This window comes from Synechococcus sp. 8F6, from assembly GCF_002252665.1.
In the GTDB taxonomy this organism is placed as follows: Bacteria; Cyanobacteriota; Cyanobacteriia; order PCC-6307; family Cyanobiaceae; genus Cyanobium_A.
On record NZ_NQKZ01000003.1, the window covers coordinates 111,401 to 135,150 of the forward strand.

The window sequence follows — 23,750 nt, forward strand, 5'->3', positions numbered from 1 at the left end:
CAGGCATCAGGTTCGGGAGGCGCGCAGAATCTCACCCCACAGACTGGCGGCGAGGGCGCTGCTGGCGCGGGTGGGGCTGTTGTCGTCGTTGCCCAGCCAGATGCCCACCACCCAGTGGCGCTGGGGCTCATAGCCCACAAACAGCAGATCGCGGCTCTCGTTGGTGGTGCCGGTCTTGCCGCCCTCCTGGCCCCCCAGACTCGCCATCTGACCGGTTCCCCGCTGCACCACGGCCCGCAACATCTGCTGCATCGCCTGGGCCGTGGCCGGGGTGATGACCTGGCGGCCCGGCTGAGCAGGGGCCTGGCCAGTCCCCGAACCCCCACCGGCAGTTGTGGTCTGACGGCATTGACTGGACGTTTGGCCGCTGCAGGCCTCTGCATCGGTGAGGCGCCGGATGGTGGTGGGGGCATGCCAGATGCCGTCGTTGGCGATGGCGGCGTAGGCGGCGGTGAGCTCCAGCAGGGTCACTTCGCTCTGGCCGAGGGCGAGACCCGGCACGGCGGCCAGCGGGCTGGTGATGCCTAGATCGCGGGCCTTCTGCACCAGCGCGTCGAGGCCCACCCGCTGGGCTAACCGAAGGGCTGAGGTGTTGCTGCTGATCGCGAAGGCTGAGACCAAACTCAGGGAGCCGCTGCAACCGCTGGCGAAGCTCTGACCGCGCCAGCGGAAGGGAGCGCAGCTGATCCCATCCCCGGGGCGCAGACCCCGTTCCAGGGCCACCAGATAGGGGATCAACTTGAAGGTGCTCCCCGGCTGGCGCAGGGCCATGGAGGCCCGGTTGAACTGGCTCTGGCGGTAATCCCGGCCCCCGGCAATGGCCAGGATGCCGCCGCTGCGGGCATCGAGCACCACCACGGCGCCCTCGCTCACCCTCAGGCCAGCACTGCTCTGCAGCCTCTGGCGCAACAGCCGCTCCACCTGCTCCTGCAGGGAACGATCCAGGTGGGTGTCAATCAGAAAGTTGCCCTCGGCGGCCACATCTCGGCCTACCAGCTGATCGAGGTCGCGGCGCACCTGGTCGGAGTAGAAGGGCACGCCGCGCTGGGCTGGGCTGCTGCGGCAGGCCTGGGGTGACAAACGGATGGGGCTGCGGCGCCCACTGCGGGCCTGGTCGGCGGTGAGGCGCCCGGTTTCCCCCATCTTGCTGAGCACGGCGTTGCGGGCCTCTAGGGCTGCCTGGGGATCAAAACAGGGGTCGTAGCCGTTGGGGGAGGGCAACAGCCCCACCAGCAGGGCCGCTTCCTCGCGTTGCAGTTGGCTGGCGGGCTTGCCGAAGTAGTGGCGAGAGGCATCTTCGAAGCCCCAGCCCACGCCGAGATACACCCGGTTGAGATAGCTCAGCAGCAGGTCGCGCTTGCTGAAGCGGGCTTCCAGCTGCAGGGCTACGAGCAGCTCCCGCCACTTGCGGCCCAGGGTTTCCCCCTGGCCCACCTGATCGGGATACAGGCTGCGGGCCAGTTGCTGGGTGAGGGTGCTTCCGCCCTCGAGCACCCGGCCTCCGAGCACGTTGGTCACCAGGGCCCTCGCCGTGCCCACCGGGTCGACGCCCGGATGCCACCAGAAGCGGCTGTCCTCACTCGCCAGCAGCGCATCGATGAGCACCGCCGGATAGTCGCGCAGGGCCTGGCGCTCCCGGTGCTCGAGAGCATCGGCCGTGGTGATGGGCTTGCCCTGGCGGTCGTAGAGCACCAGCGGACCGCGCACCGTGGCCAGGCTGCCGCGGATCGGGGCTTGCACGACGGAGAGGGCCAGAAGACCAAGCCCTCCAATAGCCATGCCCGCCAGCGCCCAGCTGACGCCTCGCAGCAACCGCTGAAGCTGAGGTAGTGGTCGGATCTGAAAGTCCAGTTCGGGCAGGCCCGCTTCCTGACTGGGGCCAAAGCGGAGGCTGTCGCCGTCGCGCAGCAACAGCTGCCGCACGCGGCGGCCTTGCCACCACAGGCCATTGGTGGAGTTCTGGTCACTCAGCAGCCAGTGGGGGCCGCACCGTTCGAGCAGGGCATGGCGCCGACTGACCGCCTGGTGGTCGATGCTGATCTGGCAGTCGCTGTCGCGGCCGATGCCGTATGCGCCCGGATGCAGGGGCAGCAAGCGCGAGGCCTGGCCCGGCTGGTGAATGCGCAGCTGGGCCTGGCCAGGCTGGCTAAACCGCTGCCAGCGGCGGCGCAGGGCCTCAAGGGCGGGGTTGGCCATGGCTCCCCAGTAGATCGATGGCGAAGCAGAGCACCGCCAGGTTGATCGCCACATCGGCGAAATTGAACACCGGGAAGGAGATCGGCACCAGGGCCAGGAAATCGACGACGTAGCCCAGCCGCCAGCGATCCAACCCGTTGCCGATGGCGCCGCCCAGCACGAGCCCCACCCCCAACCAGCGGGCCGGAGCCAGGGCGCCCTGCCGCTGAATCCAAACGATCACCCCCAGGGCCGCTAGCAGACTCACCAGGCCGAGCAGTTCAGGGTGGCCCGTGAACAGGCTGAAGGCGGCGCCGGTGTTGCGGGTGAGGTGCAGATCCAGCAGACCCGGCCAGAGTGGTGTTGTGCCAAATAGGGCCAGCTGGGCTACGGCCCAGGCCTTGCTGAGTTGGTCCAAGAGCACCACCACACCGGCTGTGGCATAGGCCAGGGTGCGGGCCCGTCTCATGGCTCCACCAGCAGCAGCCGACGCAACAGCAGGGCCGCCACGGCGACGCCGCAGCACAGCAACAGCTGGGGCAGCAGGGGCGCGACGCTGTAGCTGATCAGCAGCATGCCGAGATTGGGCCCCCAGCGGCCCGCCAGGGCGCCGAGCAGCAAGTTGGCGATCCCGCAGAGTTGCAGCACCGCCAGGCCCACCACTGCTGCGCCAAGCAGGCTGAGCAGATCGTTCATGCCCGGTTGGCGCGCCAGCTTGCCGGTGAGCCAGGCGGCGGGAAGGAAGCCGGCCAGGTAGCCGAAGCCGGGATCGAGCAGATAGGCGGCGCCACCACCGCCGTGGAACACCGGCAGCTGGAACAGCCCCAGGCTGAGGTAAGCCACCGCCGCCAACATGGCGCTGCGGGGCCCACAAACCAGGGCGGTGAGCAGCAGCGCCGGCACCTGCAGGGTGATCGGCAGGGTGGCCAGGCTCCAGCCCCCATCGGCCGCCGGCAGAGGAGCTGCGGCCTGGATCAGTCCCCCCACCAGGATCAGCAACAGGCCGGCAATGGCGCCGCTCCAGGTGGCTAGGGCCCGCAACTGATCCCATCATGTCTGCGACCATTTTGGGGGGTCGTGCCACCAAGGCCGGTCCCATCTGCCCTCCCACCTGCCGGTATGGACCAACCCACAAGCCCGGAGCCCCGCGAGTCCCAGCTCTTTACGGTGGGCGACGCCGTGCAGCTCAAGGGACGGCAGCAGTACCTGAAAACGGCCGATCCCATGCCGATGCTCCGCCCCCCCGATCTCGTGGATCCGGAGGAGCTGGGTGAGGTGCTGGCGCTGAAAGCGCGCAACCTTCTGGCAGTCCGCTTTCGGCGGGGCACTTTTTTGATCGAGGCCGATCAGCTCCAGCCCCCGGAGCCCCAGAACGCCGACTGATCGGCGAGTCCTCAGCGGCTGAGGGCATGGCGCTGCCAGGCCTGTTCGGCGGCAGCCAGAGCCTGCGGTGGTCCACAGAGGCTCAAGGCCGGCTCGGTTAGTCGCCGTTGGGCCGCGGCCAACAGGGCTGGGGCATCGAGCTGCTGGGCCCGGTCCAGGGTGTCTTGCACATAGGTCCAGCCCAGACCATGGCCGAGCACTAGGGCCTGGCAATCAGCGATCTGGCCGCAGGTCTGCCGTCCCATGGCGTCCTGGCCGCGGTATTTGGCTTTGGCTAGGGCGAGTTCGCCGTCGCTGAGTGGCTGCTCCAGCATGCGAGCCCATTCATCGAGCAGGGAGGTGGTGGCTTCGGCGGCCCGTTCCGCCGAACTGGACAGGTGCCAGATGAAGGGGCTCGCCCCGCGCCGCGCCGGCATGTGCACTCCCACGTCGTAGGCCAGGCCGCGCTCCTCCCGCATCGTCACAAACAGCCGGCTGGACATGCCCATGCCGAGGTGGGCCTGCAGCAGCCGCAGGGCCAGCCCGTCGGGATCCCCCAGGGGCACGGTGGCCACCCCCAGCATCAGCACCAACTGCTCGGTCTCCTGCTCCAGGCTGTTGAAGCGCTGGCTGCAACCGGGCGCCTGCGGGCCTGGGCCCGCTAGGGGCGTGGTGGTGGACCATGGGCTGCGCGCCAGCCAGGCATTGAGCAGGTCCGGCAGCTCGGCCCCCAGATCGCCACAGGCCACCAGCAGGGCACCGTCCTGGCCAAGCACCGGCACCAGAGCACTGATCTGCTCGCCGCCGATTGCGGCCAGTTCTTCTTCCACCCCCAGGGGGTCGTGCCCATAGGGCCCCAGGCCGTAGAGCTGGTGGCGCAGCTGGTCGTGGGCCAATTGGAAGGGATCCTCCCGCTGGCGCTGCAGGCTCTGCAGGTTGAGGCCGCGCTCGAGCTCGAGTTGGTCGCTGCTGAGCCAGGGCTGCCTCGCCATGGACAACAGCAGGGGCAGCAGCTCGGGGGCATCGCTGCTGGCGCACTTGAGGCTCAGCACCAGGCTGTCCTCCGTGGCCTCACAGCGCAGGGCGGCACCCCGACCTTCCACCAGATCGGCCAGGGCTTCGGCGTTGTAGTCGCCGCAGCCTCGCGTCAGAAGCCCGGCCAGCAGCTGGGCAGCTCCCCGCTCGCCTGGACGATCCCCACTGCTACCGCCGCGGATCCAGAGGCGGCAGGCCACGATCGCAGGCCCTGGCCGCCGTTGCCATACCAGGGGCAGGCCCCCCTCCAGGGTTGTGTTCTGCCAAGTGCCTGTTGGCCATGGGGAATGGCTCATGCCGGCACCGCTTCAAGGACGCAGGCCGCCGCTGGATCCAGCAGGGGCAGCGTCCGCCGCACCAGCTCCTGCCGATCCCAGCGCTCGATATCCTCCAGCGGCTGGGCCAGACCGTGCCGCCGCCCCCAGAGCCTGTTGTTGCCGATCAGCCCCGCCACGCCACCGGCGGCCTCCAAACCGAAGCGATAGCCGTTCGCCACCAGCCGCTGGGCCCGCTGCCACTCCACATCCGGCAGCCCGTCCTGCTGCAGTTGCGACCACACCTCAGCGATGGCCTGGCGCACCGCCGGCAGCTCGTCGGGTTCGCAGATCGCCTCCAGCAGGGCAAAGCTGCCGCTCTCCATCACATGCAGATCGAGATCGATACTCTCCACAATGCGGAGCTGCTCGCGCAGTCGCTCCACCAGGCGGCTGCGGCGACCTTCGGCCAACACGGTGGTGAGCAGGTCGGCACCCATCACTCCGTGGAGATCGGCGGCGGGTGGGAGCCCCCAGAGCATCAGCAACCGGGCTGATTCAAGCCGGGGCACAGCCAGTCGGTGCTCACCGGGTTGTACAGCCAGGGGAGGGCGGCTCGGGGGTTCAAGCACCGCCGGCAGGTCGGCCAGGGCGCTGCGCTCCAGGCGATCGCCGAGGGCGGCGGGTTCTACGGCACCGCTGAGGGCGAGCACGCAGCGGTTGGCGCCATACAGACGCTGCTGGAAGCCGGCCATGGCCTCGGGCGTTTGGGCCAGCAGCAGCTCCCGCTGACCCAGGATCGGTTCGCCGTAGGCATGGCCAGGGCAGCCCAACCGCAGCAACTGCTGCAGGGCGATTTCATCGGGCTGGTCTTCGCTTTGGGCCAGCTCTTCGAGCACCACCTGGCGCTCCATCACAAAGGCGTCGCGGTCCAGCCGCGGGTGCAGCACCAGATCCAGCAGCAGATCCAGGGCGTCGGCAGCGGCCTCAGGCGGAATCAACACGTGGTAGTGAACGTCGTCGAAGCCGGTGGCGGCATTGCTGTTGCCGCCCATCGCTTCGATGCGCAGGTCGAATTCCCCCGGCCCCAGCCGCTCGCTTCCCTTGAACACCATGTGCTCGAGGAAGTGGGCCATGCCGCTCTCCCCGGGACCCTCAAACACACTGCCGGCCCGGCACCAGAAGTCGAGGCAGACCAGGGGGGAGTCGGCCAGGGGCAGATAGACCACGCTGGCACCGTTGGCTAGCGGGTGATCGCTGGGTGACGCCAGCCCTGGCAACAGGGTCTCGGACGGGGCCAGGGTCAAGGCTTAGATGCGTGGCAGGATCTGCATTCTGCTGGCTGCACCCCCTGCCGTGAGTTCCGCCCCCGCTTCCTCCCAGGCTTCCGGTATCCACCCACTGGTGGATGCCCTGGCCGAGCGGATGCGCCAGTGGTGGCGAACCCTGCCCGAGCTGGCCCCCCTGGCGGTGGATCCGGAGCTGGAGGCGATCAGCGGCAGTCTCGATGGCGATGCCCTGTTCATCCGCAACGAGCTGCGCCAGTGCCGAGGGTTGCGCAAACTGCACCTGGAGACGGCGCGCCTCGGCGCGGGGCTGAAGATCCTGCACTGCGTGATGTTCCCCGACCCCCGCTTCGATCTGCCGGTGTTTGGCGCCGATATCGTGGCGGGTCCAGCCGGGGTGTCGGCTGCCATCGTCGATCTCTCGCCGGTGCTGGGGGAGCTGCCAGTGGGCATTGCTGCCGCATTGGCCGCTCGGCCTCGCCCCTCCTACAGCCAGGAGCGGGAGCTGCCCGGATGGGGATCGATCTTTTCGCCCTTTGTGCGCTTTGTGCGCCCCACCAGCCCCGAGGAGGAGAAGGCTTTTGTCGATGAGGTGAGCAGCGTTTTGGCTGTGTTGGCCGATGCCATCGCCGCCGCCGCGCCTCAGGACCCAGACCATCCGGCTACGGTTGAGCGCTGGCAGGGGCAGCTCCGGTATTGCAAGCAGCAGAAACAAAACGACAAGACCCGCCGGGTGCTGGAGAAGGCCTTCAACCCCGCCTGGGCCGACCGCTACATCGAGGAACTGCTGTTCGACGATCCGCCGGCTCCGTGAAACGGACCCTTCAGCGGGTGCCGCGGCTGTGGTGGCTGGCTGGTGTCGCCGTGGTGGTGGTGCTGGGGGGGCTGGCCGTCAGTCGCCAGCAGCGTCCAACGCCCATCCCCGCCACAGCTGCCTCCCAGTCGCCTCGCCCGCCTGAGGCCGTTGCAGCTCTGGGCCGGCTCGAACCCGCCGGAGATGTGCGGTTGCTGGCCGCCCCGATCAGTGGCATTGGTGGCAGCCCCCGCATCACGCAGTTGCTGGTGGAGGAAGGCGACACCGTGCAGAGCGGCCAACTCCTGGCCCGTTTTGATACGGCACCCAGCCTGCTGGCCCAGCAGCGGTTGCTCGAGGCCCGGATTCGCAACCTCGACACCCGGCTGCAGGTGCAGACCCGCGACATCAGCCGCTATCGCCAGCTGAGCCGCTCCGGTGCCATTCCCAGTGGTGAGCTCGACACCCGCGAAACCGCCCTGCTCGAGCTGCAAGGGGCCCGCACCGAGGCCTGGGCCGAGCGCGAGAAGGTGAAGGCGGAGTTGCTGCTCACCCAACTGCGGGCACCCATCGCCGGCACGGTGTTGAAACTCCATGCGCGGGTGGGCGAGCGGCCTGCCGACAAGGGCGTGCTCGAACTCGGGGCCAGCGACCGAATGCAAGCGCTGGTGGAGGTCTATGAGAGCGACATCGACCGGGTGCGCCTGGGCCAGCCCGTCTCCCTGATCAGTGAGAACGGCGGATTCCAGGGCAACTTGAGCGGAGAGGTGATTCGGATCAGCCCCCAGGTGCGGCAGCGCTCGGTGCTCTCCACCGATCCCACCGGTGATGCCGATGCCCGCGTGGTGGAGGTGCGGGTGGCGCTCACTCCCACCGACAGCCTGCGAGTTCGCGACCTTACCGGCCTGAAGGTGATCGCCCGGCTCGGTCGCTGATGCTGGGTCGCCTCTGGCAGGGCCGGCGCATTCCGCTGGCCTGGCTGTTGCTGACGCGGCAGCCGGTGCGCCTGCTGGTGGCCCTGGCCGGCATCGCCTTTGCCGGCATTTTGATGTTCATGCAGCTGGGCTTTCGCGACGGGCTGTTCGACGCCAGCGTCACGATCCATCGGCTCTTTGACGCCGACCTGGTGCTGATCAGCCCGCGCTCCAGCAGCTCGGTGAGCATGGCAGGGTTTCCCAGGCGTCGGCTCGTGCAGGCCATGGCCGACCCCGCTGTGGAGGGGATCACGCCGGTGCACTGGAATCTGCTGCTCTGGCGCAACCCGGAAACCCGCGGCACCCGTTCGATCCTCACCCTCGGGTTTGAACCGGGTGATCCCCTGTTCACCGATCCCTCCCTGGCGCCCAAGGCCAAGCTGCTCCAAGACCGGGGTCGCGTGCTGTTCGACGAGCGCTCCAGGCCCGAGTTCGGTCCGGTGGCGGAGTGGTTTCGCAGCGGCCGCACGGTGGAAAGCGAAATCGGCGGCCAGCGGGTGCGAGTGGCGGGGCTCGTGGGTCTGGGCACGTCCTTCGGGGCCGACGGCAACCTGCTCACCAGCCACGAGACCTATCTGAAGCTGCTGCCCAACACCCCTCCGGGCAGCATCGAGGTGGGGCTGATCCGGCTGCAGCCGGGCTCCGATCCGGCTGCGGTGGTGGAGCGGCTCAGGCAGCGCTTGCCAGCCGATGTCACCGTCCTCACCAAGGAGGGCTTCATCGCCTTCGAGCAGAACTATTGGCGCACCAGCACCTCGATTGGCTTCATCTTCACGCTGGGCGCTGCGATGGGATTCGTGGTGGGCTGCGTGATCGTGTATCAGATCCTCTATTCCGACGTGAGTGATCACCTGCCGGAATACGCCACGTTGATGGCGATGGGCTATCGCCTGCCCAGCCTGCTTGGGGTGGTGGCCCGTGAAGGCCTGCTGCTCGCCACCTTCGGCTACCTGCCGGCCTACGCAGCCGGCCAGGGCCTCTATTGGTTGGTGCGCAACGCCACCCAGCTGCCGGTCACGATGAACACGACCCGGGCCCTGACCGTGTTCACCATGATCCTGGTGATGTGCATGGGCTCGGCGGCCCTGGCGATGCGCCGGCTCGCCGACGCCGATCCGGCGGAAATCTTCTGATGGATCTGGATCGTCTGGAGAGTGGGCCTGCTGCATCGGGCACCGTGGTGCAGGTGGCCGGGTTGAGCCACTGGTATGGGGCCGGCTCGATGCAACGGCAGGTGTTGCAGTCGGTGGATCTCGCCATTGCTCCCGGTGAGGTGGTGCTGCTCACGGGCCCCTCCGGATGCGGCAAAACAACCCTGCTCACCCTGGTGGGAGCCCTGCGCCAGGTGCAGCAGGGCTCGGTGCGGGTGTTTGGCGAAGAGCTACACGGCGCGGGGCGAGCCTCCCGCCAGCGTCTGCGTCGCCGGATCGGCATGATTTTTCAAGGTCACAACCTGCTGCGCTGCCTGAGCGCCGAGCAGAACGTGCAAATGGGTGCCGACCTGCTGCCGGGATTGGGTTATCGGGCCCGCCGCGATCGCGCTCGCGAATGGTTGCGCGCGGTGGGGCTTGGCGATCACCTGAACAAATTGCCCCACGATCTCTCGGGCGGCCAGAAGCAGCGGGTGGCGATTGCCCGAGCTTTGGCGGCCCGGCCCCAGTTGCTGTTGGCCGATGAACCCACCGCGGCCCTCGATTCCCGCAGCGGACGGGAGGTGGTGGATCTGCTCAAAGGCCTGGCGCGGGAACAGGGCTGCGGTGTGCTGATGGTGACTCACGATCCCCGCATTCTCGATGTGGCCGACCGGCTGGTGCAGATGGAGGATGGCCAGCTCTGCCAGGGGGCCAGGCCCATTGAGTAGGGTAAGGATTCGCATCTCTCCCCGTTGCCGTACGCATGGCCAAGCGCAGGAATCTCAAGAAAGAAAAACAGGAGCGCAACCGTGCCTATGCGCGCAAGTTCAAGAAGCGCAAGCTGCGCAACGACGGCCGTGGTGAAGGGGCTGGCAACGGTGTGACCGGCACGGCCAACAACGGCGGCGCTGCAGACTGATCAGCGCTTTGACGCGTTGCTGGGGGGATCCTGCGGGGTCCCCTTTTTGCTGTTCACGACCACTCGGCTCAATCTCTCCCGGCGGTTCCGATGTTCCTCAGCGTCGTCATCCCCACCTACAACCGCCTGCCGATCCTGCAGAAGTGCCTGCGGGCCCTGGAGGCCCAGGAGCTAGCTGCGCCGATCTCCGGCTACGAGGTGGTGCTTGTTGACGACGGCTCCACCGATGACACGGTGGCCTGGCTGCGGGGGCATGCGGCCGAATTGCCCCATGTCCGGCTGATCCAGCAGGAACACGGTGGTCCTGCTGAAGGGCGCAACCGAGGGGTGCAGCAGGCCCAGGGTGAGGTGATTGTTTTCATCGACAGCGACCTGGTGGTCACCCCCAGTTTTCTGCGCTGTCACGCTCAGGCCCTGGAGCAGCACTGGACGAGGCGGGGCGATCGCCGCTGTTTCACCTATGGCGCGGTGATCAATACCGCCAACTTCGACACTCCCACCAGCGAGCCCCACAAGTTGCAGGACGTGTCGTTTGCCTATTTCGCCACCGGCAATGTGGCGATCGATCGCACCTTGCTGGAGCAAGCCGGCCTTTTCGACACGCGCTTCCGCCTGTATGGCTGGGAGGATCTGGAGCTGGGGGAGCGGTTGCGGCGTCTGGGTGTTGCGCTGGTGCGCTGCCCTGAGGCGGTGGGTTATCACTGGCACCCGGCTCTGCGGCTGGAGCGGATCCCCGACCTGATCCGGGTCGAGCGGGAGCGGGCCAAAATGGGATTGGTGTTCTATTTGAAGCACCCCACCCGGCGGGTGCGATTCATCATTCAGTACACCTGGTTGCACCGGCTGCTCTGGGAGCTACTCACCCTGGGGGGCTTGCTCAATGAGCGCAGCCTGCGCCCCCTGCTGGCTTGGTTGATCCGTTGCGGCCACCCCGGTCTGGCCATGGAGCTGTTGCGGCTGCCCCTGAACCGTCTGGGGGTACGCGCTCTGTATGCCGAAGCCTGGGCCCTTGCGGCCACAAGCCAGGCCTGCAGGCCCGTTTGATAGGGTGCTGGGGTTCCATTCACCCCGCACACCTGCGTGTTTCGGGTGATCTGAGCGCTTCACCCCACCGGCCCCTCTTGGCTGGCTGGGCGGCTCGAGATCCCTGGCAGGTGGAGGCAAACCCGAAACCCCCAACCAAACCATGGCTGTTGTCACACTCGCCGAAATGATGGAGGCGGGTGCCCACTTTGGGCACCAAACGCGCCGCTGGAATCCCAAGATGTCGCGCTACATTTATTGCGCGCGCAACGGCGTTCACATCATTGATCTCGTGCAGACCGCCGTCTGCATGAACAACGCCTACAAGTGGACCCGCAGTGCCGCGCGCAGCGGCAAGCGCTTTCTGTTTGTTGGCACCAAAAAGCAGGCCTCCGAGGTGATTGCCCTGGAAGCCACCCGCTGTGGAGCCTCCTACGTCAACCAGCGCTGGCTAGGCGGCATGCTCACCAACTGGACCACGATGCGCGCCCGCATCGACCGGCTCAAGGATCTTGAGCGCATGGAGAGCTCCGGCGCCATTGCCATGCGTCCCAAGAAGGAAGCTGCAGTGCTGCGCCGCGAGCTGGAGCGCCTGCAGAAGTATCTCGGCGGTCTCAAGAACATGCGTCGGCTGCCCGACGTGGTGGTGCTGGTGGACCAGCGCCGTGAAACCAACGCCGTGCTCGAGGCCCGCAAGCTCGATATCCCCCTGGTGTCGATGCTCGACACCAACTGCGATCCCGACCTCTGCGACGTGCCCATCCCCTGCAACGACGACGCTGTGCGCTCGGTCCAACTGGTGCTCGGACGCCTGGCGGACGCCATCAACGAAGGCCGCCACGGTGCCCAGGACCAGGGCCGTGACGACGAAGGCTGATTTCGCCCCTGCCCATTTCTCTCTGAATTCCGTACCCCATACCCTCCATGGCTGAGATTTCGGCAAAGCTGGTTAAAGAACTGCGCGACAAGACCGGCGCAGGGATGATGGACTGCAAGAAGGCGCTGTCGGAGTGCGACGGCGACGCCACCAAGGCCACCGAGTGGCTGCGCCAGAAGGGCATTGCCACCGCCGAGAAAAAGGCCGGCCGCACCGCTGCTGAAGGAGCCATCGGCAGCTACATCCACACCGGTGCCCGCGTGGGCGTACTGGTGGAGGTCAACTGCGAAACCGACTTCGTCGCCCGCGGCGAGGGCTTCCAGGAGTTGCTCCGCAACGTGGCCATGCAGATCGCGGCCTGCCCTGGGGTCGAATACGTCAGCGTGAATCAGATCCCTGCCGAGGTGGCCGAGCGCGAGAAGTCCATTGAGATGGGTCGTGACGACCTGGCTGGCAAGCCCGACCAGATGAAGGTCAAGATCGTCGAAGGCCGTATCGGCAAGCGACTCAAGGAGCTGGCCCTGCTGGACCAGCCCTTCATCAAGGACAGCTCTGTCACCGTGGCCGAGATGGTCAAGCAGGTGGCCGGCAAAGTGGGCGAAAACATTCAGGTGCGCCGCTTCACCCGGTTCACCCTGGGTGAAGGCATCGAGGTGGAGAAGGCCGACTTCGCCGCGGAAGTGGCGGCCATGACCCAGCCAGCCTGAGCGCCCCCCCTGTGACGGTGCTGGAGGCTGCCCGCCAGCAGCTCACGGATCTGGAAACCCAGCTGTCGGCCTCCAACCCGCAGCTGTATCGGCACCTGGCCCTCTACCTCCAGGTGCTGCGTGATGGCCTGTTGAACGGTGTTCAACAGGCCTGCTTTCATTTGGCGACTCAGGCCTATCCCGATCGCTATCTCGAGCTGGATGCTTCCCAGCGGCAGGTGTTGCATCGGCGTCTCCGCAGCCTGGTTCAGCGGGCCACCAGCCTGCTCACGGTGGAACATCTGGCCCACCTGGCGTCCCAGATGGCGCGGGAACAGCATCGTCAGCGTCAGCGGCGGCGCAGCCGTCTGCTGGAGGCCCTTGAGCAGGGCGAACCCAGCGAGTCTTTGGCCGATGCGGACGAATCGGACCAGCCGCCGCACGGTTCGGTGCATCTCGGATTGGCATTGCCGATCGGAGCTGATTTTCTTCCCACCTCCAGCTTTGCCATATCGTCAGCGCCCCAAGCACCTTCGCTTGCGTCCGACGCGGCCGATACGGATCCAGGGGAGGAGGGTGAGCAGGACTCAGCCATGCAGGCCATGGCCGAAGCCTTCAGTGAATGGCTCGAGCAGTCCCCGCCCCGGGCTTCCACCCCCTGGGATGGAGGCTCGTTGCCGAGCGAACCGGCCCTGCTGATGGCCTGGATCGCAGGTTTTGAGCTGGCCCTCAGCCGCCGGCTGCGCAATCTTTCCCATGCCCTCAACGTGGAGCTGTTGCGGCTTGGGCTCAGCCGCACCCTGCTGCCGGTGAGCCTGCTGGATGCCGTGTTGGCTGGTCAATTGGATACCTTGGAGGCTCCGGCCAACCTGCTGCGGCTGCTCTTGCCGTTTGGCCCCGATACGGGCCCGGCGCGGTTGGAGACCATGACGGTGCTGCTGCGACCGGATGATCTGGAGTTGGCGCTTCCCAAACTGCGCACCTGCCGCACCCGGATTCAGCAACACCGGCAGGAGGTGCGCAGAATGGCTCAGCACTATCGCCGCATCCAGCGGCGCGTTCAGGCGCTTGAGGCGGAACAGCTGTGGCTGCAGGACATCAACCCAGCCCAGACACCCCCGCTGCCCCCGACCTAGAGGCCTGGCTGCGCACCCTGCAGCAGGCGCTGCAGGTGGAGGCGGATCGTGGCTTCATTGATCTCAAGGGCCGCCATAGCCGCTTCAGTGCTTTTGTGATTCAGCAGCTGCGGGAGCGACCTGCTGATCTCCCGGACGAGCCACTGCAGCGGATCCTTGAGCTGAAGGCGGGCTTCGACACCTACAGCCAACTCTCGCTGGCACGGCGCCAGTCGCTGGTGCGGCAGTGCCGCGAGCGCCTGCATGCCTTGCGCCAGGCTCAGCGCCCGGTGTTGGCGGTGGCCCCACCGCGGCTGCGCCTGGTGTCCAGTGCACCCGGAACCACGCCCAGCGCAGGCGCGGCGGACTTCACGGCCGACACGCCGCTCTCGGAGGTCCGCGGCGTCGGCCCCAAAACGGCGGCACGGCTGGCCCAGCTTGGGCTCTGGGTGGTGCGCGACCTCGTGCACTACTACCCCCGCGACTACCTCGACTACGCCAACCTCGTGCGGATCAGTGGCTTGGAGCCGGGGCGCACGGCCACCATTGTCGCTACGGTGCGCCGCAGTCACGCCTTTGCCAGCCCGCGCAACCCCAATCTCTCGATCCTGGAATTGCATCTGGTCGACTGCACCGGGCGGATTCGGGTCAGCCGGTTCTTTGCCGGCCAGCGTTTCTCCAGCCCAGGTTGGCTGAAATCCCAACAACGTCTGTTTCCAGTGGGCGCCACGGTGGCAGTGAGTGGCCTGGTCAAAGAAACCCCCTATGGCCCGGCATTCCAGGACCCGCTGATGGAGGTGCTGGACTCGCCCCAGGCGCCGGTGCGCTCCGAAACGATCGGTCGCCTGCTGCCGGTGTATGGGCTCACCGAAGGCCTGGGGGCCGACCGCTTGCGTCAGGTGGTGGAGGCGGTGCTGCCGGTGCTGCGCCGCTGGCCCGATCCTTTGCCCAAAGGCCTGCGCCGCAGCCAGGGGCTGATCACCCGCTCCGAGGCACTCACCCAGATCCACGCGCCGGCCAGCCAGGAGCAACTCCAGGCCAGCCGCCGCCGGCTGGTGTTCGATGAGTTTCTGCTGCTGCAACTGGGCCTGGCCCAGCGGCGGCGCCAGCTCAGCCAGCGCCCTGCCCCGCCCCTGGCCCTGCCCGCCGGGGGTGAGGGCCTGGTGCAACGCTTCCTGGCAATCCTGCCCTTCGCGCTCACCGGCGCCCAGGAGCGGGTGCTGGCAGAAATCCGCGCCGATCTGGCTCGCCACCAGCCGATGGCTCGGCTGGTGCAGGGGGATGTGGGTAGCGGCAAAACCGTCGTCGCTCTGGCCTCCCTGCTCACCGCCATCGAAGCCGGCTGCCAGGGGGCGTTGATGGCGCCCACCGAGGTGTTGGCGGAACAGCACTACCGCAAGCTGGCGGAATGGCTGCCCCAGCTGCACGTCACCTCGGCGCTGCTCACCGGCTCCACGCCGGCCCCGAGGCGCCGGCAGTTGCTCCAGGACCTCGCCAATGGCCAGCTGCAGCTGCTGGTGGGCACCCACGCCCTGCTTGAAGACCCGGTGCAGTTTGATCGCCTGGGTCTGGTCGTGGTGGATGAGCAGCACCGCTTCGGGGTTCGCCAGCGCAACCGCCTGCTGGCCAAGGGCCTGCAGCCCCACCTGCTCACGATGACGGCTACCCCGATCCCGCGCACGCTGGCGCTCTCGCTGCATGGCGATCTGGATGTCAGCCAGATTGATGAGCTGCCGCCAGGCCGCCAGCCCATCCGCACCCACCTGATCAAGGGCAGCCAGCGCCAGCAGGCCTATGGCCTGATCCGCGAGCAGGTAGCCCTGGGCCAGCGGGCCTACGTGGTGCTGCCTCTGGTGGAGGACTCGGAGAAACTCGAGCTGCGCTCCGCCGTGGAGGTGCACCGGCAACTGAGTGAGGAGGAATTTCCCGAGCTCAGCGTGGGTCTGCTGCACGGACGGCTTAACAGCGCCGACAAGCAGGCCGCCATTGGCGCGTTTGCCCGCGGTGAATGTCAGGTGCTGGTCAGCACCACGGTGGTGGAGGTGGGTGTGGATGTACCCGAGGCGAGCGTGATGGTGATCGAACACGCCGAGCGCTTCGGCTTGGCCCAGCTGCACCAGTTGCGCGGCCGCGTCGGCCGGGGAGCTGCTGCATCCCATTGCCTGTTGATCAACGACAGCAGCAACGTGCTGGCCCGGCAGCGGCTGGAGGTGCTGGTGCGCTCCAGTGATGGTTTCGAGATCGCCGAGATGGACCTGCGGCTGCGGGGGCCTGGACAGGTGCTCGGCACCCGCCAGAGTGGCCTGCCCGATCTGGCCTTGGCCAGCCTCACCGAAGACGGTGCGGTGCTCGAAGAGGCCCGCGACCTGGCCAGGCAGATCACCGCCACCGACCCCGATCTGCAGCAGCATCCTGGGCTCGCCCAGGCCCTGGCAGAGCAGCGTCGCCGCCAGATGGATCAGGCGGCCCGGCTCAACTGATCAACCCCTTCCCTTCCTGTTATGGCCCTGCGACCCTGGAGTCCGATTCCGATCGTGGAGGCCGGGGAGCCACTGGTGGGGCTGCCGCCGCAGTTGTGGCGGCTGCAGCCCCATCCCTACGTCAGCCTCGGAGCGCCCTATGGGGCCCACGGGAATCCTTTCCAGCTGCGCAGCAGTGTGGTGGAGCGGCTACTCCAGGCCGAGCACGCCCTCCGGCAGGCCCAGCCCCAGTGCCGCCTGGCGATTTTTGATGCCTGGCGGCCCCTCGCCGTGCAGCGCTTCATGGTGCGCCATGCCGTGCTGCAGGAGTGCGCCCGTGCTGGTGTCAATCCCGATCAGCCCTCCCCTGCGCGCGACCGCGTGATCACCGAGGTGGGGCGCTTCTGGGCCCCGCCGAGTAACAATCCGGCGACACCGCCCCCCCACAGCACCGGGGCGGCTGTCGACCTCACCCTGGCGGATGTCTCAGGGATGCCGCTGGAGATGGGGGGCGAGATCGATGCGATTGGCCCTGCATCGGAGCCGGAGTTCTACGCGGAGGCAGCCCTGGCGGATCCCAACGGTGCTGAGGCCCTCTGGCATGGGCGTCGCCAACGCTTAGCCCGGGTGATGGCCGGAGCAGGCTTCGTGCAGCATCCCAACGAGTGGTGGCACTTCAGCTGGGGCGATCAACTCTGGGCCTGGCGCCGTAGCGAAGGGCAGGCCCGTTATGGCCGGATTGGCGAGGCCGCCAGCTCCCTGGCCAGCTGATCAGCCTGCTGGGCGGTCAGCAACTGCCGCAGGCGGGCGAGCACGGCTGGGCTCTGGTCGGCATAGGGCTGCAACTGTTGCTGAAACGCCGTTCGAATGCGCTCCGCATCGCAGGTGGTGCGATCGGGGTCGTAGACGGTGGGCCTGGAGGGGGCGGTTCCGGTTGGTGGCGGCCCTGGCTCAAGGCCACTGGGGTAAGCAGCGCCGAACCCAGGGCCACGGCGAGCAGGGGCCTGATCACCCAGCCCCCGCGCTGAGCCACTGCTGCACGGGGTGGCGGCCACTCTTGACCACGAAATCACCGAGGCTGCGGCGCCCACCGGCGCTCTGCCAGGCCTGCAGCAGGGGCTCAAGCGTGGCTTCCAGGGCCTCCAGGGGCATCTTCTCGAGATAGGGCTCCGCCAGGCGGCTGAGGTTGGGGGTTCCACCCAGCCAGAGTTGGTATTGATCGACGCCGCTCCCCACCAGGCCGATCTCGGCCATGTAGGGGCGGGCGCAGCCGTTGGGGCAGCCGGTCATGCGCACCAAGACCGATTTGGTGATGCCGAGCCGTTGCATCAGCGCCTCGAGCCGCTCCAGCACCTCGGGCAGGATGCGCTCGGCTTCTGTCACCGCCAGGCCGCAAAGGGGCAGCGCCGGGCAGGCCAGGGCATGGCGCGCCAAGGGGGCGGGACTCTCGGGCGATTCAAAGCCGAGAGCCGCCAGCTCATCGCGCACGCTGGAGCGCTGGGCCACACCGATGTTGCAGAGCAGCAGGTCTTGGTTGGGGGTGAGGCGCACCTCGAGCTTGTAGGTGTCGATGATCCGGCGCAGGCCGCTCTTGACGGTGCCGGAGAGGCGGCCACAGAGCACAGGAAGGCCGACAAACCACAAGCCACGGCTTTGGCGGTGCCAGCCGAGGTAATCCTCGAGCTTGGCCTTGGGCTCCAGCCGCATGCCCTTGATCGGATGGGCGAAGTAACGGGCCTGCAGCTCCTGGCGGAACCAGGCGACACCACGGTCGTGGATCAGGTATTTCATGCGCGCATGGCGGCGCTGCTCCCGGTCGCCATGGTCGCGTTGCAGCGCCACGATCGACTGGAGCAGATCCAGCACGTGTTCGGCGGCCACATAGCCCAGCGGGTCGGCCGTGCGGGCGAACGTTTCCTCTTTGTTGTGGGTGCGGCCCATGCCACCGCCCACGTACACGTTGCAGCCCTGGGGCTGGCCCTGGGCATCGCAGAACAGCACCAGGCCGATGTCCTGGGTGAGCAGGTCCACCGAGTTATCGCCGGGCACGGTGACAGCCACCTTGAACTTGCGCGGCAGATAGGTGTCGCCATAGAGGGGTTCAGCGGCGTCGCCGCTGAACACACGTCCGTCGTGCTGACGTGCCTTCACTTTGGTGACGGCAGCGCTGGGCTTGATCCGGTAGCTGAGCTCACCATCCACCCAGAGATCGAGGTAAGAGCCTTCCGCAGCCTGGGGGGCGAGCAGGTCGGCGATCTCGTCGGCCAGTTGGCGTGCCGCCGGGTAGCCGCCCTTCTCAAACGGTGCCGCCGGTGCCATCACATTGCGGTTGATGTCACCGCAGGCGGCCAGGGTGGAGCCGAGATGACGCACGATCGTGCCGATCACCTCCTTGAGGTTGTCCTTGCGGACGCCGTGCATCTGGAAGGCTTGGCGGGTGGTGGCCCGCAGGGTGCCGTTACCCAGGCGATCAGAGAGCTCGTCAATAGCGAGATAAAGCGGCGCCGGAACCCGCCCACCCGGGTTGCGCAGGCGCAACATCATCTGCCAGTCCTTGTCCTGGCCTTTGACGCGATGTTCGCGGTTGTCCTGTTGGTAACTGCCGTGGAACTTCAGGATCTGAACGGCGCTGTCCGTGAAGTTCGGGGCGTCGTTGCCAAGTTCGGTGAGCAGCGGTTCCTTCAGGTGACCGCTACCGGCCTTGAGCTGTTCAAATTTTGATGGGGCCTTGTCAAAAGAGGCCTTGGCATCGGAGCCGTGCATGACTTGGGGCATCGGGTCCTGACTCAAGGCTCGGCACGACACCGAAGTTAGCGAACAGCGTTCAATACAGTCGCGCTGTCTCGCCTGCCACCCGTGTCGACCTTTTTGCTCGAAATCGGCACTGAGGAACTTCCCGCCGACTTTGCCCGGCTGGCCTTGCCCCAGTTGGAGCAACTGGTGCGGAAGGATCTCGACGGGTTGAGGCTTCGCTTTGATGCAATCCGTTGCACCAGCACGCCGCGCCGCTTGGTGGTCACGGTGGCCGGGCTGCCGGAGCGCCAGCCGGATCTGGAGGAAGATCGCAAGGGCCCTCCCAAAGCCCAGGCCTGGAAGGAAGGCAAGCCCACGCCAGCGGCCCTGGGGTTTGCCAAACGCTGTGGCGTGGCCGCTGAAGCTCTGGAGATCCGCGACACCCCAAAAGGACCGTTTGTATTTGCCCGCTGCCGCGAGGTTGGGCGACCCGCAGCGGAGGTGCTGGCGGGCCAGATTCCGCAATGGATCGAAGCGCTCCAGGGGCGTCGCTTCATGCGCTGGGGCGAGGGGGAGATCCGCTTCTCCAGGCCGGTGCGCTGGCTGGTGGCCCTGCTGGATGCCACGCCCCTGACCGTGACCCTGCCTGGCAGCGACCCGCTGGTGGCGGCGGGCACCCTCAGCCGGGGCCATCGCCTGGTGGGTGCCAAGGTCGCGATCGCCAGTGCCGACAGTTACGTCGCCGACCTGGCTGCCGCTGGTGTGGAGGTGGATCGTCAGCGTCGCGGCAGTCTGATCCGCGCAGCCGTAGACGCTGCGGCTGCAGTCCACGGCGCTGACGCTGACCTCCCGGAAGCCCTGTTTGAAGAACTCATTGACCTTGTCGAATCACCGTCCCTGCTGGAGGGCAACTTCGATGCCGCCTATCTGGAGTTGCCCGCCGAGGTGCTCAGCACGGTGATGCGGGTCCATCAGCGCTACGTGCCCCTGGTTCGCCAGGGGCACGCACTGGATCCCCTGGCCCTGAACGCCAGGGATAGCCTCCTTCCCCGCTTTCTGTGTATCAGCAACGCCTTGCCTGAGGCGGCAGCCACGGTGGCGCGAGGCAATGAGCGGGTACTCAAGGCCAGGCTCGCCGATGCGGAGTTCTTTGTCCGGGCTGACCGGGCCATCGCCAGCATCGATCGCCGAGATCAGCTGGCGCGTGTCACCTTCGCGGAAGGACTGGGTTCGCTGCTGGATCGCACGGAGCGCCTGGAATGGTGCACCGATGTGTTGCTGAAGCAACTGGGCCTCCCCGCCAGCTGTGGCGACCATGCCCGCCGGGCCGCTCACCTGTGCAAGCACGACCTGGTCAGCCAGATGGTGGGCGAGTTCCCCGAACTGCAGGGGGCTATGGGTGGCAAATATCTGGTAGCGGAGGGCGAACCAACGGAAGTGGGGCTGGCCGTGCTGGAGCACTACCTGCCCCGCGGAGCCGGTGACACCCTGCCCCGTTCGGATGCCGGGGCGGTGGTGGCGCTGGCCGAACGGCTGGAACTCCTGCTCAGCATTTATGCCAAGGGTGAGCGACCCAGCGGCTCCTCCGATCCCTATGCCCTGCGCCGCGCGGGCAATGGCCTTCTGCAGATTCTCTGGGAGCGGGGTTGGACCCTCGATCTGCAGGCTTTACTGCAACGCTGCACGGCCCATTGGGCCCAGTTGCTGCCGCACTTTGCGGTGGAGGCGCCAGCGCTTGCTGCCGAGCTGGGCGAGTTTCTACGCCAGCGGCTGGCCAGCCTGCTGGAAGAACAGGGCCTGGATGTCGATCTGGTGCAGGCGGTGGCTGGCGAGGGCATGGCCCTGGAGCGCATCCTTCGCGACCCATTCGATGCCCGCCAGCGCGCCGATCTGCTGGCCGAGCTGCGGGCCAGCGGTGAGCTGGCCGGGGTGCAAACCGTGGTCACCCGCGCTGCCCGCCTGGCGGAGAAGGGCAACCTCGACGGCACCGTGCTCAGCCCGGCAGCGGTGGTCGATCCCGGCCTGTTCGAGACCCCCAGTGAGGCGGCCATGCTCGAGGTCCTGGAACAGTTGCAACCGATCGCGTCCAGTGAGAGCATCGGACGCCATGCCGCCCTCGCCCGGGCCCTTGCGGCCAGCCGGCCGACTCTGGAGGCCTTCTTTGATGGTGAGCAGAGCGTGTTGGTGATGGCCGACGATCGAGCCGTGCGCACCAACCGGCTCAACCTGCTCGGGGTGCTGCGCAACCAGGCGTCCGTCCTGGCGGACTTCAGCCGCATTGCGGGTTGAGGGCCACCTAGGATCAGGGTGATAGGCATACCTGATGCCTGTTCAGACCGGGGTTATCGCCTGACTCGTCTCTCATCTGAACAGGCCACGATGCCGGTTCAACCCCTACGCCGCTGCGACTTTCAGCTGGAGGCCTTCCGCAGCCCCGACGACCGCATCGCCTTTTGGCAGCTGCTCAACACCCACGTGCCCACGGCCGTGCTGTGGGCATGCGTTCAGCCGCTGGCTCAGGCTGGATCGGGCCTCCGGCTCCTGCTTCTGCCGGTGCTGGTTCTGCTGGTGCTCTTCTCAGCCCGCTCCTTCGCGCTGATGCACGACTGCGGCCACGATTCCCTGTTCCGCTCCCGTTGGCTGAATCGACCGGTCGGCTTCCTGTTGGGCTGTCTCAATGCGATTCCCCAGCACCCCTGGGCACGGGGGCATGCCTTTCACCATCAACACAATGGCAATTGGGACCGCTACCGCGGACCATCAGCTCTGCTCACCCGGAACGCCTACCTCGCTCTTGCGCCAAGGCAGCGCTGGCTCTATGGACTCAGCCGCCATCCATTGATGCTGCTGCCCGGTGGCGGCTACTACCTGTTGATCCGGCCACGGTTGCAGTTGCTGCAGGGCCTGGCTGAATGGCTCAGCGCCATGGCCGCCCACCTCGGCAGCCGTGGTGTTTCAGGTGTCGTCGACCTGCCCGCCCTGAGTCGCGATTTCCAGTCCAGTCATTGGTACACCGCCGGGGAATGCCGCGAGCTGGTGGCCAACAACGTGGTGGTGCTCAGCAGCTGGTGGCTGATGGGAGCCTGGCTCGGCCATGGCCTCTTCTGGGCCTGCTATCTGCTGGTGATGACCCTGTCAGCGGCCATCTTCCTGTGCATTTTCTTTGTGCAGCACAATTTTGAGGGCTCCTACGCCAGTGGCAGCGACGGTTGGAGCTATTTGCGGGGGGCGCTGGAGGGCAGCAGCAATCTGGATGTGCCCCCCCTGCTGAACTGGTTTTGGGCGGACATTTCCTTCCACAGCATTCACCACCTCTGCGAGCGGATCCCCAACTACAGGTTGCGGGCCTGCCACACGGCCAACGCCGAACGACTCGCCACAAGCCGGCTGCTGCGATTGGCAGATTTCTCCACCTGTTTCACCTACATCCTCTGGGTCGATGAGGCAGGTCGGTTGATCACCCTCAAGCAAGCCTGAGGCTGTCAGCTGAGACCTGCGCTCAGCCCTTGCCTGCCAGAACGGGCTCGCGCTCTTCTTCTCCAGCTTCGGAAGCATTGCTCCGTTCGGCCGCGGTCGGCTTGGTTCGCACTTTGATGCCCCCCTTGATGGTGCTCACGGCAAGCATGGCGTTGACTTCAGCCTCATTCCGCACGGCGCTATCGACAGGCTTGTAGCCCTGGGGCGCCAGGGCGTTGCCGCGCAGCACTGAACCCAGGGTGAGCAGGGTGAGCTTCAGCTGCTGCCAGGGATTCATCAGCACCACCCGCTTGTAGAGGTAGCTGTCGAAGGTGAGGCGCTGCACGTCCTTGTCATCGCACATCTCCACGAAGGCCTCCCGGGCCGCATCGTTGCGGTAGAAGATGTTTTGCAGCAGTTCCAGCACCTTGTAGGTGGCGCCGTACTGGCGATCCCACTTCTTCAAATATTTTTTGAGATCGGCTTCACTGGGCACCTTGGTGCCACCGGCGCTGGCCTCAACGATTTGCTCAGCGCACATCCGGCCGCTCTTGGCTGCGAAGTAGATGCCTTCGCCCGAGCTCTTGGTCACATAGCCGGCGGCATCACCCACCAGGGCCATGCGGCCCACCACCCGACGCGGGCGGGGATGCTCAGGAATCGGATGGGCTTCCACCTTGATCACTTCGCCATTGACCAGGCGCTTCTTGGCCCGCTCACGGATGCCTTCCTGCAGGCTTTTGATCAAGCCCTGGTTCTGTTGCATCGTGCCGGTGCCCACGGCCACGTGGTCGTACTTGGGGAAGACCCAGGCGTAGAAATCGGGAGAGACATCGGTGCCGACGTACATCTCGGCGAGGTTCTCGTAATACTTCATCTCCTCGGGAGGCAGTTTGATCCGCTCCTGGAAGGCGATGGCCACGTTGTAGTCGCCGGCATCCATGGCCTTGGCCACGCGGCTGTTGGCGCCATCGGCGCCCACGATCAGATCCACTTCGAGGGTCTTGGTTTCTCCGGTAGCCTCACCCGAGGCGTAATCGGAGTAGGTGAGGGTGTAGGGGCCCTGGCGATTGGCGCCCGTGTCGATCTTGGTGACCAGACCGTTGACCAGGTGAGCGCCCAGATCGGCGGCGCGGTCGCGCAGGAAGGCGTCCATCACCTCCCGCCGGCACATGCCGATGTACTCGTCAGCGTTCTCAAGGTTGATGTCCACCTCCCGGTTGGAGGGGGAGATCATTTTCATGTTGCGGACCTTGCGGTCGATGATCGACTCCGGCAGGTCGAACTCGCTGACCATGCAGAGGGGAATCGCCCCGCCACAGGGCTTGGCATTGTCCAGCTTGCGTTCAAAGATCCAGGTTTCGATGCCGGCCTTGGCAAGCACTTCGGCCGCACAGGAACCACTGGGGCCGCCACCCACCACTGCCACACGCAACATCGGAAAACCGCTCCGCCAGGATGGATGTGGCT

At 66.8% G+C, this 23,750-nt stretch carries 22 protein-coding genes; 14 read left to right on the plus strand and 8 right to left on the minus strand.

Going from position 1 to position 23,750, the window contains the following annotated elements:
• Positions 1 to 6: 6 nt before the first annotated feature.
• The 3 genes from CJZ78_RS03875 to CJZ78_RS03885 are packed head-to-tail and all read right to left on the minus strand — an operon-like array spanning position 7 to position 3,216.
• A complete protein-coding gene (locus CJZ78_RS03875; protein WP_094559579.1) occupies positions 7 to 2,196 on the minus strand; it encodes a transglycosylase domain-containing protein in 2,190 nt (729 codons plus the stop codon).
• Positions 2,177 to 2,644, minus strand: coding sequence for a signal peptidase II (gene lspA / locus CJZ78_RS03880; RefSeq protein WP_094559580.1), 468 nt, complete (start codon positions 2,642 to 2,644; stop codon positions 2,177 to 2,179). Before lspA ends, CJZ78_RS03875 begins: the two co-directional genes overlap by 20 nt.
• Complete coding sequence (locus tag CJZ78_RS03885) at positions 2,641 to 3,216, minus strand: biotin transporter BioY (protein ID WP_094559581.1); 576 nt, start codon at positions 3,214 to 3,216, stop codon at positions 2,641 to 2,643. Before CJZ78_RS03885 ends, lspA begins: the two co-directional genes overlap by 4 nt.
• 78 nt (positions 3,217 to 3,294) lie before the next feature.
• Between CJZ78_RS03885 and CJZ78_RS03890 the strand changes: the two genes are divergently transcribed.
• The gene (locus CJZ78_RS03890) at positions 3,295 to 3,558 is read left to right on the plus strand and encodes an NAD(P)H dehydrogenase assembly family protein (protein ID WP_094559582.1); all 264 of its coding nucleotides are present in this window, start codon (positions 3,295 to 3,297) and stop codon (positions 3,556 to 3,558) included.
• An 11-nt stretch (positions 3,559 to 3,569) separates the two neighbouring features.
• Here the strand turns inward: CJZ78_RS03890 and CJZ78_RS03895 are convergent, their stop codons facing one another.
• Both CJZ78_RS03895 and CJZ78_RS03900 read right to left on the minus strand, forming a co-directional pair.
• Positions 3,570 to 4,868 carry a pitrilysin family protein gene (locus CJZ78_RS03895; RefSeq protein ID WP_094559583.1) on the minus strand — a complete coding sequence of 433 codons (1,299 nt, stop codon included), beginning with the start codon at positions 4,866 to 4,868 and terminating at the stop codon, positions 3,570 to 3,572.
• The gene (locus CJZ78_RS03900) at positions 4,865 to 6,133 is read right to left on the minus strand and encodes a pitrilysin family protein (RefSeq protein ID WP_094559584.1); all 1,269 of its coding nucleotides are present in this window, start codon (positions 6,131 to 6,133) and stop codon (positions 4,865 to 4,867) included. The genes CJZ78_RS03895 and CJZ78_RS03900 overlap by 4 nt, the downstream gene beginning before the upstream one ends.
• Positions 6,134 to 6,251: 118 nt before the next feature.
• Here CJZ78_RS03900 and CJZ78_RS03905 point away from each other — a divergent pair, with 118 nt between their 5' ends.
• The 11 genes from CJZ78_RS03905 to CJZ78_RS03955 all read left to right on the plus strand — a co-directional run bounded on the left by CJZ78_RS03905 (position 6,252) and on the right by CJZ78_RS03955 (position 16,862).
• A complete protein-coding gene (locus tag CJZ78_RS03905; protein ID WP_233128475.1) occupies positions 6,252 to 6,926 on the plus strand; it encodes a phycocyanobilin:ferredoxin oxidoreductase in 675 nt (224 codons plus the stop codon).
• The gene (locus CJZ78_RS03910; RefSeq protein WP_233128464.1) at positions 6,923 to 7,840 is read left to right on the plus strand and encodes an HlyD family efflux transporter periplasmic adaptor subunit; all 918 of its coding nucleotides are present in this window, start codon (positions 6,923 to 6,925) and stop codon (positions 7,838 to 7,840) included. Before CJZ78_RS03905 ends, CJZ78_RS03910 begins: the two co-directional genes overlap by 4 nt.
• The gene (devC, locus tag CJZ78_RS03915) at positions 7,840 to 9,012 is read left to right on the plus strand and encodes an ABC transporter permease DevC (RefSeq protein ID WP_094559586.1); all 1,173 of its coding nucleotides are present in this window, start codon (positions 7,840 to 7,842) and stop codon (positions 9,010 to 9,012) included. The genes CJZ78_RS03910 and devC overlap by 1 nt, the downstream gene beginning before the upstream one ends.
• Positions 9,012 to 9,740: a DevA family ABC transporter ATP-binding protein gene (locus CJZ78_RS03920; RefSeq protein ID WP_094559587.1), complete on the plus strand. Its 729-nt coding sequence runs from the start codon at positions 9,012 to 9,014 to the stop codon at positions 9,738 to 9,740. Before devC ends, CJZ78_RS03920 begins: the two co-directional genes overlap by 1 nt.
• A gap of 35 nt (positions 9,741 to 9,775) precedes the next feature.
• Positions 9,776 to 9,931, plus strand: a complete 156-nt coding sequence (locus CJZ78_RS03925; protein WP_006171625.1) for a hypothetical protein — start codon at positions 9,776 to 9,778, stop codon at positions 9,929 to 9,931.
• A 90-nt stretch (positions 9,932 to 10,021) separates the two neighbouring features.
• Positions 10,022 to 10,975, plus strand: coding sequence for a glycosyltransferase family 2 protein (locus CJZ78_RS03930; protein WP_094559588.1), 954 nt, complete (start codon positions 10,022 to 10,024; stop codon positions 10,973 to 10,975).
• A 142-nt stretch (positions 10,976 to 11,117) separates the two neighbouring features.
• Complete coding sequence (gene rpsB, locus CJZ78_RS03935) at positions 11,118 to 11,831, plus strand: 30S ribosomal protein S2 (RefSeq protein WP_094559589.1); 714 nt, start codon at positions 11,118 to 11,120, stop codon at positions 11,829 to 11,831.
• Between the two features lie 47 nt (positions 11,832 to 11,878).
• Positions 11,879 to 12,538 (plus strand): translation elongation factor Ts, encoded by a 660-nt coding sequence (gene tsf / locus CJZ78_RS03940; protein WP_094559590.1) that lies wholly within the window; start codon positions 11,879 to 11,881, stop codon positions 12,536 to 12,538.
• An 11-nt stretch (positions 12,539 to 12,549) separates the two neighbouring features.
• The gene (locus CJZ78_RS03945) at positions 12,550 to 13,653 is read left to right on the plus strand and encodes a hypothetical protein (RefSeq protein ID WP_233128465.1); all 1,104 of its coding nucleotides are present in this window, start codon (positions 12,550 to 12,552) and stop codon (positions 13,651 to 13,653) included.
• A complete protein-coding gene (gene recG, locus CJZ78_RS03950) occupies positions 13,602 to 16,112 on the plus strand; it encodes an ATP-dependent DNA helicase RecG (RefSeq protein ID WP_233128466.1) in 2,511 nt (836 codons plus the stop codon). Before CJZ78_RS03945 ends, recG begins: the two co-directional genes overlap by 52 nt.
• A 21-nt stretch (positions 16,113 to 16,133) precedes the next feature.
• Positions 16,134 to 16,862, plus strand: a complete 729-nt coding sequence (locus CJZ78_RS03955) for a M15 family metallopeptidase (RefSeq protein ID WP_094559591.1) — start codon at positions 16,134 to 16,136, stop codon at positions 16,860 to 16,862.
• On the opposite strand, the gene CJZ78_RS13660 is transcribed toward CJZ78_RS03955, so the two are convergent.
• Positions 16,820 to 17,146, minus strand: coding sequence for a hypothetical protein (locus CJZ78_RS13660; RefSeq protein WP_143592839.1), 327 nt, complete (start codon positions 17,144 to 17,146; stop codon positions 16,820 to 16,822). The two genes, CJZ78_RS03955 and CJZ78_RS13660, sit on opposite strands and share 43 nt — an antisense overlap.
• Complete coding sequence (gene sir, locus CJZ78_RS03960; protein WP_233128467.1) at positions 17,100 to 18,854, minus strand: sulfite reductase, ferredoxin dependent; 1,755 nt, start codon at positions 18,852 to 18,854, stop codon at positions 17,100 to 17,102. The genes CJZ78_RS13660 and sir overlap by 47 nt, the downstream gene beginning before the upstream one ends.
• A 93-nt stretch (positions 18,855 to 18,947) precedes the next feature.
• On the opposite strand from sir, the gene glyS reads away from it, so the two are divergent.
• On the plus strand, positions 18,948 to 21,113 hold the full coding sequence (gene glyS, locus CJZ78_RS03965; RefSeq protein WP_094559593.1) for a glycine--tRNA ligase subunit beta: 2,166 nt from the start codon (positions 18,948 to 18,950) through the stop codon (positions 21,111 to 21,113).
• Between the two features lie 90 nt (positions 21,114 to 21,203).
• Positions 21,204 to 22,301 carry a fatty acid desaturase gene (locus CJZ78_RS03970; protein WP_094559594.1) on the plus strand — a complete coding sequence of 366 codons (1,098 nt, stop codon included), beginning with the start codon at positions 21,204 to 21,206 and terminating at the stop codon, positions 22,299 to 22,301.
• Between the two features lie 22 nt (positions 22,302 to 22,323).
• Here CJZ78_RS03970 and chlP read toward each other — a convergent pair whose 3' ends face one another.
• Complete coding sequence (chlP, locus tag CJZ78_RS03975) at positions 22,324 to 23,718, minus strand: geranylgeranyl reductase (RefSeq protein ID WP_094559595.1); 1,395 nt, start codon at positions 23,716 to 23,718, stop codon at positions 22,324 to 22,326.
• Between the last annotated feature and the right edge of the window lie 32 nt (positions 23,719 to 23,750).

Coding starts and splice junctions, on each gene's coding strand:
- CJZ78_RS03875 (WP_094559579.1), bottom strand. CDS start 2,196: ATGGCCAACCCCGCCCTTGAGGCCCTGCGCCGCCGCTGGCAGCGGTTT.
- lspA (WP_094559580.1), bottom strand. CDS start 2,644: ATGAGACGGGCCCGCACCCTGGCCTATGCCACAGCCGGTGTGGTGGTG.
- CJZ78_RS03890 (WP_094559582.1), top strand. CDS start 3,295: ATGGACCAACCCACAAGCCCGGAGCCCCGCGAGTCCCAGCTCTTTACG.
- CJZ78_RS03895 (WP_094559583.1), bottom strand. CDS start 4,868: ATGAGCCATTCCCCATGGCCAACAGGCACTTGGCAGAACACAACCCTG.
- CJZ78_RS03905 (WP_233128475.1), top strand. CDS start 6,252: ATGCGCCAGTGGTGGCGAACCCTGCCCGAGCTGGCCCCCCTGGCGGTG.
- devC (WP_094559586.1), top strand. CDS start 7,840: ATGCTGGGTCGCCTCTGGCAGGGCCGGCGCATTCCGCTGGCCTGGCTG.
- CJZ78_RS03920 (WP_094559587.1), top strand. CDS start 9,012: ATGGATCTGGATCGTCTGGAGAGTGGGCCTGCTGCATCGGGCACCGTG.
- CJZ78_RS03925 (WP_006171625.1), top strand. CDS start 9,776: ATGGCCAAGCGCAGGAATCTCAAGAAAGAAAAACAGGAGCGCAACCGT.
- CJZ78_RS03930 (WP_094559588.1), top strand. CDS start 10,022: ATGTTCCTCAGCGTCGTCATCCCCACCTACAACCGCCTGCCGATCCTG.
- rpsB (WP_094559589.1), top strand. CDS start 11,118: ATGGCTGTTGTCACACTCGCCGAAATGATGGAGGCGGGTGCCCACTTT.
- tsf (WP_094559590.1), top strand. CDS start 11,879: ATGGCTGAGATTTCGGCAAAGCTGGTTAAAGAACTGCGCGACAAGACC.
- CJZ78_RS03955 (WP_094559591.1), top strand. CDS start 16,134: ATGGCCCTGCGACCCTGGAGTCCGATTCCGATCGTGGAGGCCGGGGAG.
- sir (WP_233128467.1), bottom strand. CDS start 18,854: ATGCACGGCTCCGATGCCAAGGCCTCTTTTGACAAGGCCCCATCAAAA.
- CJZ78_RS03970 (WP_094559594.1), top strand. CDS start 21,204: ATGCCGGTTCAACCCCTACGCCGCTGCGACTTTCAGCTGGAGGCCTTC.
- chlP (WP_094559595.1), bottom strand. CDS start 23,718: ATGTTGCGTGTGGCAGTGGTGGGTGGCGGCCCCAGTGGTTCCTGTGCG.